The 15,647-nt window shown below is 64.2% G+C and carries 14 protein-coding genes; 12 read left to right on the top strand and 2 right to left on the bottom strand.

Features of this window, described 5'->3' with window-relative positions; all coding sequences use genetic code 11:
- Positions 1-337 precede the first annotated feature (337 nt).
- The 10 genes from R2676_RS19235 to R2676_RS19190 all read left to right on the top strand — a co-directional run bounded on the left by R2676_RS19235 (position 338) and on the right by R2676_RS19190 (position 11,920).
- Positions 338-1,324 (top strand): malate dehydrogenase, encoded by a 987-nt coding sequence (locus R2676_RS19235; RefSeq protein WP_316857566.1) that lies wholly within the window; start codon positions 338-340, stop codon positions 1,322-1,324.
- A gap of 117 nt (positions 1,325-1,441) precedes the next feature.
- A complete protein-coding gene (locus R2676_RS19230; RefSeq protein WP_206275204.1) occupies positions 1,442-2,422 on the top strand; it encodes an HpcH/HpaI aldolase/citrate lyase family protein in 981 nt (326 codons plus the stop codon).
- 23 nt (positions 2,423-2,445) lie between these two features.
- Positions 2,446-3,342, top strand: coding sequence for a methylisocitrate lyase (gene prpB / locus R2676_RS19225; protein ID WP_027681077.1), 897 nt, complete (start codon positions 2,446-2,448; stop codon positions 3,340-3,342).
- Between the two features lie 262 nt (positions 3,343-3,604).
- Positions 3,605-4,153 carry a hypothetical protein gene (locus R2676_RS19220; protein ID WP_206275203.1) on the top strand — a complete coding sequence of 183 codons (549 nt, stop codon included), beginning with the start codon at positions 3,605-3,607 and terminating at the stop codon, positions 4,151-4,153.
- Positions 4,154-4,188: 35 nt separating this feature from the next.
- Entirely contained in the window at positions 4,189-4,587 is a 399-nt protein-coding gene (locus R2676_RS19215; protein WP_206275202.1) for a 2-methylcitrate dehydratase, read from the top strand.
- A 76-nt stretch (positions 4,588-4,663) separates the two neighbouring features.
- Positions 4,664-7,369, top strand: a complete 2,706-nt coding sequence (gene acnA / locus R2676_RS19210; protein WP_206275201.1) for an aconitate hydratase AcnA — start codon at positions 4,664-4,666, stop codon at positions 7,367-7,369.
- Between the two features lie 216 nt (positions 7,370-7,585).
- Positions 7,586-7,867, top strand: coding sequence for a hypothetical protein (locus tag R2676_RS19205; RefSeq protein WP_206275200.1), 282 nt, complete (start codon positions 7,586-7,588; stop codon positions 7,865-7,867).
- 97 nt (positions 7,868-7,964) lie between these two features.
- Positions 7,965-9,176: a DUF2863 family protein gene (locus tag R2676_RS19200; RefSeq protein WP_206275199.1), complete on the top strand. Its 1,212-nt coding sequence runs from the start codon at positions 7,965-7,967 to the stop codon at positions 9,174-9,176.
- A gap of 161 nt (positions 9,177-9,337) precedes the next feature.
- Positions 9,338-10,936, top strand: a complete 1,599-nt coding sequence (locus R2676_RS19195; RefSeq protein WP_027681072.1) for an ABC transporter substrate-binding protein — start codon at positions 9,338-9,340, stop codon at positions 10,934-10,936.
- Positions 10,937-11,083: 147 nt separating this feature from the next.
- Entirely contained in the window at positions 11,084-11,920 is an 837-nt protein-coding gene (locus R2676_RS19190; RefSeq protein WP_206275198.1) for a BspC domain-containing protein, read from the top strand.
- A gap of 40 nt (positions 11,921-11,960) precedes the next feature.
- Here R2676_RS19190 and R2676_RS19185 read toward each other — a convergent pair whose 3' ends face one another.
- On the bottom strand, positions 11,961-13,106 hold the full coding sequence (locus tag R2676_RS19185; RefSeq protein ID WP_206275197.1) for a M14 family metallopeptidase: 1,146 nt from the start codon (positions 13,104-13,106) through the stop codon (positions 11,961-11,963).
- 14 nt (positions 13,107-13,120) lie between these two features.
- The gene (yaaA, locus tag R2676_RS19180) at positions 13,121-13,894 is read right to left on the bottom strand and encodes a peroxide stress protein YaaA (protein ID WP_206275196.1); all 774 of its coding nucleotides are present in this window, start codon (positions 13,892-13,894) and stop codon (positions 13,121-13,123) included.
- Positions 13,895-13,931: 37 nt separating this feature from the next.
- On the opposite strand from yaaA, the gene R2676_RS19175 reads away from it, so the two are divergent.
- Both R2676_RS19175 and R2676_RS19170 read left to right on the top strand, forming a co-directional pair.
- Positions 13,932-14,456: a putative toxin-antitoxin system toxin component, PIN family gene (locus R2676_RS19175; protein WP_206275195.1), complete on the top strand. Its 525-nt coding sequence runs from the start codon at positions 13,932-13,934 to the stop codon at positions 14,454-14,456.
- 12 nt (positions 14,457-14,468) lie between these two features.
- A complete protein-coding gene (locus R2676_RS19170) occupies positions 14,469-15,641 on the top strand; it encodes a pyridoxal phosphate-dependent aminotransferase (RefSeq protein WP_206275194.1) in 1,173 nt (390 codons plus the stop codon).
- The last annotated feature ends 6 nt before the right edge of the window (positions 15,642-15,647 follow it).

The following is a 15,647-nucleotide window of genomic DNA, read 5'->3' as shown; positions in this document are numbered from 1 at the left end:
CACAAAAGCGACAAAGGCGTCCAGCCCGTTTATAGAATGTCTTATGTCTTATATAAGACAGAAGATTAATTGACTTTCGAGCAAGGCCGGACCTACACTCGCGCCTGTTCCGGGCGACGGCCCACACACACGCCACGACGGCCTCAAGGTCAATCGCAAGTGTGTTTCCACATCGTCATGCGGACGCAGTAAACTGCGAGGCTCTTGCCGATTCTGAGCCGACCGCCCACGAGGCGCCGACCGTTGCCGGCAATGCCTGCGAGGCTGCACCGACATCCTGCCGGGATGCCCGCCGCGCGCAGTGCGATCCGCTTTCACTACCGTTTGGAGAGTTCTCATGGCAAAAGCACCCATGCGCGTCGCAGTGACCGGCGCTGCTGGACAGATCGGTTACGCCCTGCTGTTCCGCATCGCCGCCGGCGAAATGCTGGGCAAGGATCAGCCCGTCATCCTGCAACTGCTGGAAATCCCCGATGAGAAGGCCCAGAAGGCGCTCAAGGGCGTGATGATGGAGATCGAGGACTGCGCATTCCCGCTGCTGGCTGGCATGGAAGCGCATTCCGACCCGATGACCGCGTTCAAGGACGTCGACGTGGCCCTGCTGGTCGGCGCCCGCCCCCGCGGCCCGGGCATGGAGCGTGCAGACCTGCTGTCGGCCAACGCCCAGATCTTCACGGCACAAGGCAAGGCCCTGAACGCCGTTGCCTCGCGCGACGTGAAGGTGCTGGTGGTCGGCAACCCGGCCAACACCAACGCCTACATCGCCATGAAGTCGGCGCCGGACCTGCCGCGCGAAAACTTCACCGCCATGCTGCGCCTGGACCACAACCGCGCCCTGTCGCAGATCGCCGCCAAGACCGGCAAGCCGGTGTCGAGCATCGAAAAGCTGTTCGTGTGGGGCAACCACAGCCCGACGATGTACGCCGACTACCGCTACGCCACGATCGACGGCAAGAGCGTCAAGGACATGATCAACGACCCGGTGTGGAACAACGACGTGTTCCTGCCGACCGTTGGCAAGCGCGGCGCCGCCATCATCGAAGCGCGCGGCCTGTCGTCGGCTGCTTCGGCTGCCAACGCCGCCATCGACCACGTGCGTGACTGGGTGCTCGGCAGCAACGGCAAGATCGTCACGATGGGCATCCCGTCGAACGGCGAATACGGCATTCCGAAGGACGTGATGTTCGGCTTCCCGGTCACCACGGAAAACGGCAAGTACAAGATCGTCGAAGGCCTGGAAATCGACGAGTACAGCCAAGGCAAGATCAAGATCACGCTCGACGAGCTGGAAGGCGAGCGTGCAGGCGTGCAGCATCTGCTGTGATCCGCATGATCTGAAAGAAGAAACCGGAGCGGATCGGCAGCGACCCCTCCGGTTTTTTTACACCTGCATTTCGAACAAAACGCAGGCGTTACCGCGCCGCCCAACCGATACCACCCCGTGCACCCCACCGAGGTTTTGTTCCAGGACGATGCCCTGCCGGCCCAGCTGCCGGTCTGCGACCACTACGCGGGCGCAGAAAAACTGATGCGCAAGTCGCTCGCCCTGCAACAAGCCCTTGGCCCCGTTTTCGATATCACGTTTGACTGCGAAGACGGCGCCGCCGTCGGCCAGGAACGCGCGCATGCCGAACTCGCCGCCGCGCTCATCAACAGCGACGACAACCGCTTCAACCGCGTCGGCGTGCGCATCCACGATCCGAACCACGACGCGTGGACGCAAGACGTCGACATCCTCGTCGGCCTTGCCGGCAGCCGCCTCGCCTACGTGACCGTGCCGAAAGTGCGTGACGTGGTGGAAGTGGCACGCGTGACCGATCGCATCAACCAGGCCGCCAAGGCGGCGGGCATTGCACGGCACCTGCCGATCCACGTCTTGATCGAAACGCATGGCGCGCTGGCGCAGGTGTTCGACATTGCCTCGCTGGTACAGGTTGAATGCCTGAGTTTCGGCCTGATGGATTTCGTTTCGGCGCACAACGGAGCGATTCCCGGCGCGGCGATGGGCTCGCCCGAGCAGTTCGAGCATCCGCTGATCCGCCGCGCGCTTGCCGAGATTTCCGCCGCCTGCCACGCGCACGGCAAGGTGCCGTCGCACAACGTCAGCACCGATATCAAGCACCCGGACCGCGCCGGCGCCGATGCCGCCCGTGCCCGCAACGAGTTTGGCTATCTGCGCAAGTGGAGTATCCATCCGGACCAGATCGCGCCGATCGTTTCGGCGTTCCGCCCATCGCACGAAGAAGTGACACACGCGAGCGCCATTCTTGCGGCTGCGCAGGATGCCGCGTGGGGCCCGATCCAGCATGAAGGCCGGCTGCACGACCGCGCGAGCTATCGGTATTGGTGGGCCGTGCTGCAACGCGCGCACACCACCGGCGTGGAAATGCCCGCCGACGCCGTTGCGCGCTTCTTCGCGTGACGAGCATAGAGAGGAGATTCGCCATGACGGCAAACACCCAAACCAGCGCAGGTGCCCGCTTCCGCCAGGCGTTGGTCGAAGAATCGCCGCTGCAGATCGTCGGCACCATCAACGCCAACCACGCGCTGCTGGCCAAGCGCGCCGGCTATCGCGCGATTTATCTGTCGGGCGGCGGTGTGGCGGCAGGCTCGCTGGGCTTGCCTGACCTCGGCATCTCTGGCCTGGACGACGTTCTGACCGACGTCCGCCGCATCACCGATGTGTGTGACGTCCCACTGCTGGTGGACGTCGACACGGGCTTTGGCGCTTCCGCCTTCAACGTGGCGCGCACGACCAAGTCGCTCATCAAGTTTGGCGCCGCGGCCATGCATATCGAAGATCAGGTCGGCGCCAAGCGGTGCGGCCATCGGCCCAACAAAGAGATCGTCTCGAAGGACGAGATGGTCGATCGCATCAAGGCTGCCGTCGATGCCCGCACCGACGCCAACTTTGTCGTCATGGCCCGCACCGATGCGCTGGCCGTCGAAGGGTTCGACCGCGCCCTGGAACGCGCCGTGGCCTGCGTGGAAGCCGGCGCGGACGCGATCTTTCCCGAGGCGATGACGGAACTGTCGATGTACCGCAAGTTTGTCGACGCGGTGAAGGTGCCGGTGCTGGCCAACATCACCGAATTCGGCCAGACGCCTCTGTTCACGCGCGACGAGCTGGCCTCCGCCGGCGTGTCGATGATCCTGTATCCGCTGTCGGCATTCCGCGCGATGAACAAGGCTGCGGAGAACGTGTACGCAGCGATTCGCCGCGATGGCACGCAACAGAACGTCGTCGACACCATGCAGACGCGCATGGAACTCTACGACAGCATCGGTTACCACGATTACGAAGCCAAGCTGGACGCGCTCTTCGCACAGAACCGCGGCTGAGCCGGCCAGCATCCATCCAAACGCAAGCAAGGAGAACGGAAGGCAAAAGTGGCCAGGTAAATTGCCCGGGAACGCCCCAAAAACGATGCTGATGCCGGCACGACACCCCCGTTTGGCGGAGATGTCGGTCCCGCATGTAACAGAACGTTGGGCACGGCGTGCAAATCGGTCAAAATACCGGCCGGTGTGCGAAATGCCGTGGCATCCGTGACCTGGCTGCCGCCTCCCTACTCTGTCTTACCGAATTACCGAAGGAAACCCTATGAACAAATTCATCGTGGGCGCCTGTGCCGGCGTTCTTTCGCTGGCTGCATCGCAGTACGCAACCGCCCAGACCGCGCCCGCAAAGCCGGCCGCCAAGAAGGCTCCAGCCAAGAAGAAGGTCACCAAGAAGGCAGCGCCTGTTGCCGCCGCCAAGCCTGAAGGCGTGCAATGGAAGTGCGAACTCGGCAACGAGCTCTACATTGCAGGCGACATGACGCGTGACCAGATCATCAAGCTCCACTGGAAGGGCAAGAACTACGACCTGCCGCGCCAGCTGACGCGCACCGGCGCTGACCGCTACTTCGACCAGAAGACCGGCTTCGACCTGGTGGTGATCCCGGCCAAGGCCATGCTGTTCGACCGCAACGAAGGCCACCGCCTGGCCGATGAGTGCCAGACCGCCGAAATGGCTGCCGGCGCACCGGCCCCGACGCAAGCCGGCGCCCTGCGCGCTCCGGCCGGCCTGCCGCTGATGACGCCGGACAGCGCGGCTCCAGCCCCGGCCCCCGCTCCGGCACCGGGCACGGCCCAACCGGCCCAGCAATAACGCGCTATCGCGCAACAGGCCCACAGGAACCGCCCATGTCCGCACCCGTTGCGAACATCCGCCCGCATCCGGACAAGGTCATCGTCGACGCTGTGACCTTGCATGGATGCGCCGGGCGCCTTGGGCCCGCCGCAGCTGGAGCCGTCGAGCCACATGGCACGACGGCTCCGGGCACCGCCCTCGCCGCCCCTCGGGCAATCGAGGCGCACCAAGATACCGTCGCCCGCGGCCAACGCAGCCATGCGCTGCGCATGAAAATTGCCCGCGTTGGCGACAAGCGTTTCACCACGAATGACCTCGACGCCAAGAAGCGTTCGATCGCCCATGGCATCTCCGCCGGCATCCACGGCGGCAAGACGTTCAGCGGCGTCGTGGCGCAGTACCCGACCGGCCAGAAGCCATGCCGGTCAATGCATTTGCCGGTTTGTATGTGATTGATTTTGTCGATTTGATGTATCCGCACGGGGCGCCCCGGCACCCCGCGCAATCCTCAAGCCTTGGAGTCATGCCATGCCCCACAATCTGAAAAAAACACTCAAGGAATTTAAGATCAACGGCGGCCAGACCGGCAAGTTCTACTCCCTGCCGCAATTGGGCAAGGAACTGGGCGTGGCGATCGAGCGCCTGCCGGTGTCGATCCGCATCGTGCTGGAATCCGTCCTGCGCAACTGCGACGGCAAGAAGGTGACCGAAGAGCACGTCGCGCAACTGGCCAACTGGAAGCCGACCGCCGAGCGCGTCGACGAAATCCCCTTCGTGGTCGCCCGCGTGGTGCTGCAGGACTTTACCGGCGTGCCGCTGCTGGCCGACCTGGCCGCCATGCGCAACGTGGCCGAGCGCATGGGCAAGAACCCCAAGAAGATCGAGCCGCTGGTGCCGGTCGACCTGGTGGTGGATCACTCGGTGCAGATCGACCACTTCCGTGAGAAGAAGGCGCTGGACCTGAACATGCAACTGGAGTTCTCGCGCAACAACGAGCGCTACCAGTTCATGAAGTGGGGCATGCAGGCATTTGACACGTTTGGCGTGGTGCAGCCGGGCTTCGGCATCGTCCACCAGGTCAACCTGGAATACCTGGCGCGCGGTGTGCACAAGAAGGACGGCGTGTTCTACCCGGATACGCTGGTCGGCACCGACAGCCACACCACCATGATCAACGGTATTGGCGTGGTGGGCTGGGGCGTGGGCGGCATCGAGGCAGAAGCCGGCATGCTCGGCCAGCCGGTGTATTTCCTGACGCCGGACGTTGTCGGCGTTGAGCTGAAGGGCCGCCTGCGTGAAGGCTGCACCGCCACCGACCTGGTGCTCACGATCACCGAAATGCTGCGCAAGGAGAAGGTCGTCGGCAAGTTCGTCGAATTCTTCGGCGAAGGCACGGCCAGCCTGTCGCTGCCGGACCGCGCAACCATCGGCAACATGGCTCCGGAATACGGCGCCACGATGGGCTTCTTCCCGGTCGACGAAAAGACCATCGATTACTTCAAGGGCACGGGCCGCACGCAGGAAGAAATCGCTGCGTTCGAAGGCTACTTCAAGGCGCAGAAGCTGTTCGGCGTACCGAAGGCCGGCGAAATCGACTACACCAAGACGCTGACGCTGGACCTCGGCACGGTGGCCCCGTCGCTGGCCGGTCCGAAGCGCCCGCAAGACCGCATCGAAATCGGCAACGTGAAGTCGACGTTCTCGTCGCTGTTCTCGAAGCCGGTTGCGGAGAACGGTTTCAACAAGAAAGCGGAAGACCTCGACAAGACCTTCACGACCACGAACGGCGTCGACGTGAAGAGCGGCGACGTGCTGATCGCGGCCATCACCTCGTGCACGAACACATCGAACCCGAGCGTGCTGCTGGCAGCGGGCCTGCTGGCCAAGAAGGCCGTCGAAGCCGGCTTGGAAGTGGCGCCGCACATCAAGACCTCGCTCGCCCCGGGAAGCCGCGTGGTGACGAAGTATCTGGAAGCCGCCGGCTTGCTGCCGTATCTGGAAAAGCTCGGCTTTGGCGTGACGGCCTACGGCTGCACGACCTGCATCGGCAACGCCGGCGACCTGACGCCGGAACTCAACGAAGCCATCGTGAAGAACGACATCGTTGCGGCCGCCGTGCTGTCGGGCAACCGCAACTTTGAAGCGCGTATCCACCCGAACATCCGCGCCAACTTCCTGGCGTCGCCCCCGCTGGTCGTCGCCTACGCGATCGCCGGCAACGTGACGCGCGACCTCATGACCGAGCCGGTCGGCAAGGGCAAGAATGGCAAGGACGTGTATCTGGGCGACATTTGGCCAAGCTCGGACGAGATCGCCAAGCTGATGAAGTTCGCGATGAACGCCGACACGTTCCGCACGAACTACGAGCAGGTCAAGAAGCCGTCCAAGCTGTGGGCCAACGTCAAGGGCACGAAGGGCCAGGTCTACGACTGGCCGAAGTCGACTTACATCGCCGAGCCGCCGTTCTTCGAAGGCTTTGACATGACGCCGGCGGCTGCTTCGGCATCGGTCAAGGGCGCCCGCGCACTCGGCGTGTTCGGCGATTCCGTGACGACCGACCACATCTCCCCGGCCGGTTCGATCAAGGAAACGTCGCCCGCCGGCAAGTACCTGCTGGCCAACGGCGTGCTCAAGGCCGACTTCAACAGCTACGGTTCGCGCCGCGGCAACCATGAGGTGATGATGCGCGGCACGTTCGCCAACGTGCGCATCAAGAACCTGATGATCCCCGCCAAGGCCGACGGTTCGCGCGTGGAAGGCGGCGAGACGCTGTTCCAGCCGAGCGGCGAACAAATGTCGATCTACGACGCCGCCATGAAGTACATCGCCGAAGGCACGCCGACGGTCGTGTTCGGTGGCGAAGAGTACGGCACGGGCAGCTCGCGCGACTGGGCCGCCAAGGGCACGCAGCTGCTGGGCGTGAAGGCCGTGATTGCACGCAGCTTCGAGCGTATCCACCGCTCGAACCTGGTGGGCATGGGCGTGCTGCCGCTGCAGTTCAAGGGCAGCGACTCGGCGCAATCGCTCGGCATCGTGGGCGACGAAACCTTCGACATCGAAGGCCTCGACGGCGAAATCAAGCCGCAACAGAACGTCACCCTCGTCATCCATCGCGCCAACGGCGAGACCACGCGTGCGCAAGTGCTGCTGCGCATCGACACGCCGATCGAAGTCGACTACTACAAGCACGGCGGCATCCTGCCGTTCGTGCTGCGCCAGCTGCTGGCGGCTTAAGTTTCAAGCCCCCACGCTGCGAACGTGCAGATCGAAAGCCGGCTCTTCGGAGCCGGTTTTTTATTGCCTGCCAAATCAAACAAGGTGACGATGCCCCAATCGGCAAGCAGGCTTTGGTACAGTGTGCCGAATCGGCCGTGTGATGTGCCCGCCCCGTTGCAGGCACGCTCGCCGCCCGGCCTCGCCTGACCGTTTCATTGCTGGAGTCCCGCACCCATGGCCCAAGTGGTACTTGCCTTCATCGTCGTGGCGGCTGCCGTGTTCTACATCCTGTTCAAGGCACCACAGACCGACGGCCAGGCGCCAGCGGCGGCAACGCCCGCCGTAGCAGCGGCGCCTGTGCCCCCGCCTCCGCCAATGGCAGCTTCCGCGCCGGTTGCCGAGACGCATCCGGCACCGGCCAGCACGCCCGCCGCATCCGAACCCGCAGCGGCTTCCGCACCTGCGAGCGCAAGCAGCGCGGCATCCGAAGCCTCGGCGCCTGCGGCCAAGCCTTAAGGTTTTCGCCTGACAGGTTTCGCAACGGGCGTCGCGCAGCAGCGTACAAGGGTAAAATAACGCCCCTTCATTCTTCCAACGAACGGTACGGCACAGCATGGCAGGATTCCGCTCCAAGGCTCCCCAACGTCTTTCCCCCGATGCAGAACGGCTGGTGGCCGATGCGCTGGCGCTCGACGCGTCGGGCAGCCGCATCGAAGACGTCTATTGGGAACAAAGGCTGTCCGAACGTCTTTCCCGGCTGCTCAAGAACGGCAGCCAGACCGCGCTCGACGCCGCGCTAGACCATCTTTTCAAGCACAACGAGGAAGCCTCCGACGTGCTGGCCGAACAGGCCGAGACGCTCGCCGAATCAGCCATCCTCAGCTCGGGCGGCGTCGAATATGACGCGCTGCTGATCGCGGCGCCCATCCTGGCGCACACCCGCTACATGATCCCTTCGGGCACCATCAAGCCCGAGATGGCGCAAACGCTGCAGGTACACCTGCAGGCGCATGTGATGGCTTCCAACGCCCGCGTGGCGCTGGCCCCTTACCTGTACAGCATCGATCAGCTGCCGCGCACGCATTCCGACACCTTTGCGCTCACGCACAAGCTGGCCGCGTATGCGCTGTCGGGCCAGCCGGCCAAGGTTGAACTGCGCGACATGCCGGAAACGGCGCCGATCCTGGCCGACCCTCGCTACCTGGTGGCGATCGTCATGGCGCAGCACGGCCAGGCGCTGTTCCGCTGGCAGGAAGACGCCAAGGAGCACCACGCAGAGCGCTCCGCCTGCCTGGAGCAATGGCGCGAACAGGTCACGCCGACCATCTCCACGCTGATGCCCGGCTGCGAGTTCGACCTGCTCCTGCCCGACGCCTTCTTCCTGTCCTGCCGCGAGTCCGACAAGCAGATCCGCCCGCTGACCGTGCGCGCTGCCGTCAATTACCTGCAGGGCGCGCTCGATATGCCGGCCAACCGCTTCGGCGCCATCATCGGCGCGTTCGGTGAAGAGCAGATCGAGGAATACCGCGTGGCCTTCACGGTGCGCGGCGAGAAAGACCTCATCTACGGCATTGTCTGGCCCGTCTACGGCCGCGACGGCGGCGCCACGGATGTCACCGCGGAAGGCGAACCGGGCAGCCCGCTTGAGCAGATTTGCGATGAATTGCGTGCCTGCGGCATCGAAGACATCTTCCGCCACGGCCAGCTCTTCGAACCCGAGTACTGCGAAGACTGCGGCGCCCCGCTCTATGCAGACCGCTCGGCCGAAATCGTCCACGCAGAAATGCCGGAAGACGCGCCGACCCAGCAGCCACTGTTCCACTGACGGGCGACGCGCGTGATCAAAGCCACCTTCGGGTGGCTTTTTTATTGCTCCGCGATCGTTCATATTGATTGTCGGTTTGCGTCGCACGCGCCCCGCCGGGCTGCGGCACAATGACGGTCTTCCGCCACATGGCATCACCGCCGAACCCCAGGAGCCTCCCGATGACAACCCGTGCCCTCTTGTGTGTTCCCATCCGCGCCCTGATCCGCAACCTCGCAGCCTGTGCGCTGGCAGCGGCTGCCGCGGCGCCGTTCGCCGCGCACGCCGACGACCTGCGCATCGGCCTGTCCGCCGACGTCACGTCGATGGACCCGCAGTGGAACAACGCCGGCCCCAACAACGCCATGGCGCTGCACATCTTCGAGTCGCTGGTCTTTCTCGACAAGAACGGCCGCTACACGCCTGGCTTGGCCACGTCTTGGAAGCCCGTCGACGCCAACACCTGGGAGATCAAGCTCCGCCCCAACGTGAAGTGGAGCGACGGCACGGCGTTCACCGGCGAAGACGTGAAGGCATCGATCGAGCGGCCGGCGCGCCTGACCAACAGCCCGGGCCCCTTCACGAGCTATACGAAGTCGATCACCGAAGTACAGATCGTCGATCCGCTGACAGTGCGCTTGAAACTGTCGACACCGAATTACGCGAGCATTCCCAACGATCTGAACAGCCTGCCCATCATCCCGAAAAAGGTGGCCGATGCGGCGCAGGCGGACTTTGATGCGGGCCGCGCCATGATCGGCACCGGTCCGTTCCTGTTCGACCACTTCACGCGCGGACAGGAAATCGTCCTGAAGAAGAACCCGCACTACTGGGGCCGCGCACCGCAGTGGGACAAGGTGACCTTCAAGATCATCACGGACAATGCGGCGCGCACAGCCGCGCTGCTCTCGGGCGATGTGGATGTCGTCGAGGCCGTACCGGCTGCGGACGTGCCGCGCATCAAGCAAGACCCCAAATTCCACCTCGAACAGCAGGTGTCGTGGCGCACGATTTTCTGGCAGATGGATCAGAGCCGCGATGCTTCGCCGTTCGTGACCGACAAGGCCGGCAAGCCCCTCGCCAAGAACCCGCTCAAGGACCATCGCGTGCGCGAGGCCATCGCGCTGGCCATCAACCGCGATGCCATCGTCAGCCGCGTGCTGGAGGGCCAGGGCGTCGTGGCATCGAGCATCGTGTCGCCGCAGATCTTCGGGCATCCGGGCGGCAAGCCGATCGCATATGACCCGGCGCGCGCCAAGAAACTGCTTGCCGAGGCCGGTTACCCGGACGGTTTCGGGCTCACGCTGCACGCCACGAACAATCGGTATCTGAACGACGCGCAGGTCGCGCAGACGACTGCCCAGCTGCTCACGCGCATCGGCATCCAGACGAAGGTGGAAACGTTGCCGGTGGCAGCATATTTCTCGCGCGCACGTCAGGGCGAGTTCTCGTTCATGATGCTCGGCTGGGGCTCGGTGGCGGCGGATGTGGCGCTGCGCAGCATTCTCGGCACGCCGAACGCGCAAACCGGCTACGGTTCATGGAACTGGGGCCGCTACAGCAATCCGGAGCTGGACAAGCTGGTACAGACGTCGCTCTCGACGGTGTCGAGCGAACAGGCACACGAGCAGGCCGCCAAGACCGCGGCGCGCTTTGCGCAGACCGACTACGCGATCATCCCGTCGCATCACCAGCTCGCTACGTGGGCCATGCGCAAGGGCATCCGTTACGAGGCCCGCACCGATGAATGGTCGCTTGCCTGGTTGTTCACCAAGCAATGATGATGGGTTGGTAACGAACACCGTGCCGTAACGCGCTGTTACAGCAAATTCGCCTGATGTGCCGCATTGGGGTAACCAGCAGGAACTTTCGTCCTGAGCTTTCCTCTATCATGGCGATTTCCACGCCGACACCCTGTAACACTCGTGATGTTGCGACCCAAACTACTCTGTCTCGGCGTCGTCGCTTTGCTGGCCGCCTGCTCCAACTTGCAGACTGAGCCGACCGATGCGTCGGCCCAGGCCACCAACGCCACGCCGAGCACTCCGGCAGCGCAAGCCAAGCCGGCCACCCCGCCCGCCCCGACCACGCCGCCCATCGTCTTCGGCTCGACCGACAGCAGCGGCACCACCACGGTCAACCTGCCGTCCAAGGACAAGATGAGCTTGTCCGAGTACCGCGCACAAACCCGTGACCGCCTGATTCAATCGGAAGGTGCCCGCCCCGACGTGGCCGACTGCGCTGCGCATGCGAGCTGGATCATTCCGCGCTCGACCAATTTCGATCAGTTCCGCCTGCCGACGGGTGCGCTTTCCAACGACCAGGCCAAGGTCGAGCCATGGGATTCGCGCTTCTCGTCCAGCAAGCAAGGTGCGATCAAGGTGTCGAGCGTGATCACCTTCAATGCCGCCGTGCACAAGCGCGGCACGGGCAATGACCAGTGGGAACCCGTGCGCGTGCGCTGCGGGTATGACGAAGGGATGATGCTGGCGTATGAACTGCTCGACGCCAACGGTCAGCCATTCGCCGCGCCGGCCGCTGCGCCTTCGTCGTCGACAGCGCGCACGCACTGCCGCCGCGGTCATCGCTGCACGACGAGTGCGGCAGCACACGGCAAGGCCACCGCCAAGGGCAAGGCCTCGACAAAAGCGACGGCCAAGTCAGCCAAGGGCGGCGGTACCGCCAAGACCAAGTCGACCACGGCAAGCAAATCCACCGCCAAGTCGACTGCAAAGAAGACGACGAAGAAGTCGTCCTCCAACTAAGCGTAACGCGCCGCCGACCCAGGCGGCGCAGCGTTTATCTTCAGCCGAGATACTCCAGGATCGCCTGCAGCATAGCCGCGCCCAATGCGGCGCTGCGGGCGCCATCCCAGCCCACGCGCGCGTCGGGCAGGTCGGCGTTGTCCTTGAACGGCATTTCCAGCGTCAACGACAGGCAGCCATACGTGTGGCCGATGTACTTGGAGGCGAGCTTGAGCGCGTCTTCGTTGTACTTGCTCGCCTCGTAGCCGTATCGCGTCTGAAAATCCGGTGATGCCCGCAGGAACGCCGCCACAAAGCGGTCCTGGTCGGCGCGCTGTGCATCGGTAAAGCCAGGCAGCATTTCACTGCCGGCCACGAACACGTAAGGCAGCGCCTCGTCGCCGTGGATATCGAAGAACAGGTCGACGCCGGTTTGCTCGATGGCCTGGCGCACCGCCAGCACTTCCGGGCTGCGCTGCGCGTCGGGTTCCATCCATTCGCGGTTCAGGTTCGCACCCGCGGCATTGGTGCGCAGGTTGCCCAGCGACGAGCCGTCCGGGTTCATGTTCGGCACGATATGGAAGACGGCGCGCTCGGCAAGCACACGGCCGACGGGATCGCCGCTCCAGACGCCTTGGCGCGTCAGACGCGCGAGCAAGCCCTCGACGAACCACTCGGCCATCGTCTCGCCCGGATGCTGGCGCGCGATGATCCACACGTTTTTCTTGCCGGGGCCGGGTTCGCCGACGGTGATGCTGGTCATGTCGCGGCCCTGCACCGTTTGCCCCAAGCGCTGCGTGCGCACACCCGGCTTCGTTTGCGCAGCGGCCACGAGCGAAAGGTGGCGCTCGTCCGAATACGGCTCGAAATAGGCAAACCAGATGCTGTCGTGCTCGGGCGTCACCTCGATCGTCAACGTCTTGCCGTCGTAGCGGGTCGGCACACGGAACCAATGCTCGCGGTCGTACGAGGCGACGGCGCGGTAGTCCTTCCAGCCGGCGGCGTAAGTGCATTCGCCGGCGTTTTCCAGTGCGAGCTTGCAGGCCTGGCCCCGCACGCCTTGCAGGCGGAAGTGGAACCATTGCGTGAAATCTGCGTGCGAATCGCGGCGAATGCGCAGGCGGATGGCATCGGCGCGGGCGACATCGACGATTTCGATGGCGCCGCTGTCGAATGCGCTGGAAATGTGCGGTTGATTGGCAGTCATGTCGGATCCTGTCATCAGGTGAGCTTGCGGCGGAAGACCCAGCGCTCGTCGTCGGACTCGGCAGCGGCAAAGGCATAGCCGTCGACATCGAACGCCTTGAGCTTGCGCGGATCGGTAATGCGATGCTCGATCGCGTAGCGCGCCATCAGACCACGCGCACGCTTCGCATAGAACGAAATGATCTTGTACTGGCCGTTCTTCCAGTCTTCAAACACCGGCGTGACGATGCGCGCCTTGAGCACCTTGGGCCGCACCACCTTGAAATACTCTTCCGACGCGAGATTGACGAGCACGGGATCGTCGTCCTGCTTGAAGAGCTTGTTCAGCGCCAGCGTCACCTCGTCGCCCCAGAAGGCGTACAGGTCTTTGCCGCGCGGATTGGCAAGGCGCGTGCCCATTTCCAGCCGGTACGGCTGCATCCAGTCGAGCGGGCGCAGCACGCCGTACAGCCCCGACAGAATCCGCAGATGCTTCTGCGCGAACTGCAGATCGTCGACCGCCAGCGAATTGGCGTCGAGCCCGCCGTAGACGTCGCCGTCGAAGGCCAGCGCGGCTTGCTTGCTGTTCTCGGCCGTGAATTCGGGCGACCAATCTGCGTAGCGCGTGGCATTGAGCGCCGCCAACGGATCGGAAATGTGCATGAGCGTGCCGATCTGGGCCGGCGACAGCTTGCGAAGCACTTCGATGAGTTCTGCGGAGCGCGCGATGAAATCGGGCAGCGTGTGGGTCTTGGTGCGCGGCGGCGTGTCGTAGTCGAGCGACTTGGCCGGCGAGAGGACGATGATCATGTCAGAATCGCGGTTCACAAGTCTGGAATTGTATCGAATGGCAGACGCTGCCGCCCTCGCCCACTCCACCCTGGCTCCGGCCCCGCGCGTGGTGCTGGACTCCAACATCTGGGTCGACATCCTGATCTTCGACGATGCGGTTGCGCGCCCCATCCGCGCCGCGCTGGAAGCCGGCCGGCTGGACGCCATCATCAGCCCCGCCTGTCGCGAAGAACTGCGCCGCGTGCTCGACTATCCGCAATTCGCCCGCTACGCCGTCGACGCCCAGGCCGCACTCGCGTGGGTCGATCGTGTGACCCGGTCCGTCGCCGATCCTGAAGACGCGGCCCGCGTGCAAGGCGAAGCGTTCGTCCCGCGCTGCAAGGATCGCGACGACCAGAAATTTCTCGCGCTGGCCGATGCCGCCAACGTTGCCTATCTCGTTTCCAAGGACCGCGCCGTGCTCAAGCTGAAGCGCCGCATGGCCAAGTATTGCGACGTGGCGGTGCTGCCGCCCAAGCAGTTCGTCGCGCTGGTCCAGTTGGAAAACACGCCCCTAGCTGCCATCCCGAATCAAGCCTGAAGCCGTCTCGTCATGACCACTGTTGAATCGCTCGCGCCCATCGCCCCGCCGCCGTCGCGGCTGCCGAATGTCGGCACCACCATCTTCACCGTGATGTCGGCGCTGGCCGTGGAAAAGCAGGCCGTCAACCTGGGCCAGGGCTTTCCGGATTTCGATTGCGATCCGCGCATCGTCGATGCAGTGTCCGACGCCATGCGCGCCGGCCTGAACCAATACCCGCCGATGACGGGCGTGCCTGCGCTGCGCCAGGCCATCGCCGCGAAGATCGCCAATCTGTACGGCCACATTTACGATGCCGACCGCGAGATCACCATCACCGCCGGCGCCACGCAGGCGCTGCTGACGACCGTGCTGTGCTGCGTGCATCCGGGCGATGAAGTCATCGTCTTCGAGCCGACGTACGACAGCTACATTCCGTCGATTGAACTGGCGGGCGGCAAGGTCGTGCCGATCACGCTGAACGCGCCGGACTTCCGCATCCCGTTCGACACGCTGGCGGCGGCCATCACACCGCGCACGCGTCTGATCATGCTGAACACACCGCACAACCCGACCGGCACGGTCTGGCATGCGGACGACATGCGCAAGCTCGCTGAGATCCTGGCGCCGACCAACGTGCTGCTGCTCTCCGACGAGGTGTACGAGCACATGGTGTACGACGGCGTGCCGCACGCCTCCGTCGCACGCATTCCCGAACTGGCGCGGCGCGCCTTCGTGGTGTCGAGCTTCGGCAAGACGTATCACGTGACGGGCTGGAAGGTCGGCTACGTGGCGGCCCCCGCCGCGCTGATGGCGGAATTCCGCAAGGTGCACCAGTTCAACGTGTTCACCGTCAACACGCCGGTGCAGCACGGCCTCGCGAACTACATGGCGGATCCGCGTCCGTATCTGGAGTTGCCGGCCTTCTATCAGCACAAGCGCGACCTGTTCCGCGCCGGGCTGGAGAAAACGCGCTTCAAGCTGCTGCCCTGCCAGGGCACGTACTTCCAGTGCGTGGATTACAGCGCCATCTCGGATCTGCCCGAGGCCGAGTTCGCCAAGTGGCTGACGAGCGAGATTGGCGTGGCGGCAATCCCCGTATCGGCGTTCTACTCGCAGCCGCACGAATCGGGCGTGGTGCGCTTTTGCTTCGCCAAGAAAGACGAAACGCTCCAGGTTGCCCTGGAGCGCTTGTCGAAGGTGTAAGACCGT

The organism is Ralstonia flatus (assembly GCF_958439105.1).
In the GTDB taxonomy this organism is placed as follows: domain Bacteria; phylum Pseudomonadota; class Gammaproteobacteria; order Burkholderiales; family Burkholderiaceae; genus Ralstonia; species Ralstonia flatus.
This window is presented reverse-complemented; position numbering and strand designations above follow the sequence as displayed.

What these genes read in the sequence shown, in the direction of transcription:
- R2676_RS19215 (WP_206275202.1), top strand. Translation starts at nt 4,189, where the DNA reads ATGTCCGCACCCGTTGCGAACATCCGCCCGCATCCGGACAAGGTCATC.
- R2676_RS19235 (WP_316857566.1), top strand. Translation starts at nt 338, where the DNA reads ATGGCAAAAGCACCCATGCGCGTCGCAGTGACCGGCGCTGCTGGACAG.
- R2676_RS19200 (WP_206275199.1), top strand. Translation starts at nt 7,965, where the DNA reads ATGGCAGGATTCCGCTCCAAGGCTCCCCAACGTCTTTCCCCCGATGCA.
- R2676_RS19195 (WP_027681072.1), top strand. Translation starts at nt 9,338, where the DNA reads ATGACAACCCGTGCCCTCTTGTGTGTTCCCATCCGCGCCCTGATCCGC.
- R2676_RS19220 (WP_206275203.1), top strand. Translation starts at nt 3,605, where the DNA reads ATGAACAAATTCATCGTGGGCGCCTGTGCCGGCGTTCTTTCGCTGGCT.
- acnA (WP_206275201.1), top strand. Translation starts at nt 4,664, where the DNA reads ATGCCCCACAATCTGAAAAAAACACTCAAGGAATTTAAGATCAACGGC.
- yaaA (WP_206275196.1), bottom strand. Translation starts at nt 13,894, where the DNA reads ATGATCATCGTCCTCTCGCCGGCCAAGTCGCTCGACTACGACACGCCG.
- R2676_RS19190 (WP_206275198.1), top strand. Translation starts at nt 11,084, where the DNA reads ATGTTGCGACCCAAACTACTCTGTCTCGGCGTCGTCGCTTTGCTGGCC.
- R2676_RS19170 (WP_206275194.1), top strand. Translation starts at nt 14,469, where the DNA reads ATGACCACTGTTGAATCGCTCGCGCCCATCGCCCCGCCGCCGTCGCGG.
- prpB (WP_027681077.1), top strand. Translation starts at nt 2,446, where the DNA reads ATGACGGCAAACACCCAAACCAGCGCAGGTGCCCGCTTCCGCCAGGCG.
- R2676_RS19205 (WP_206275200.1), top strand. Translation starts at nt 7,586, where the DNA reads ATGGCCCAAGTGGTACTTGCCTTCATCGTCGTGGCGGCTGCCGTGTTC.
- R2676_RS19185 (WP_206275197.1), bottom strand. Translation starts at nt 13,106, where the DNA reads ATGACTGCCAATCAACCGCACATTTCCAGCGCATTCGACAGCGGCGCC.
- R2676_RS19175 (WP_206275195.1), top strand. Translation starts at nt 13,932, where the DNA reads ATGGCAGACGCTGCCGCCCTCGCCCACTCCACCCTGGCTCCGGCCCCG.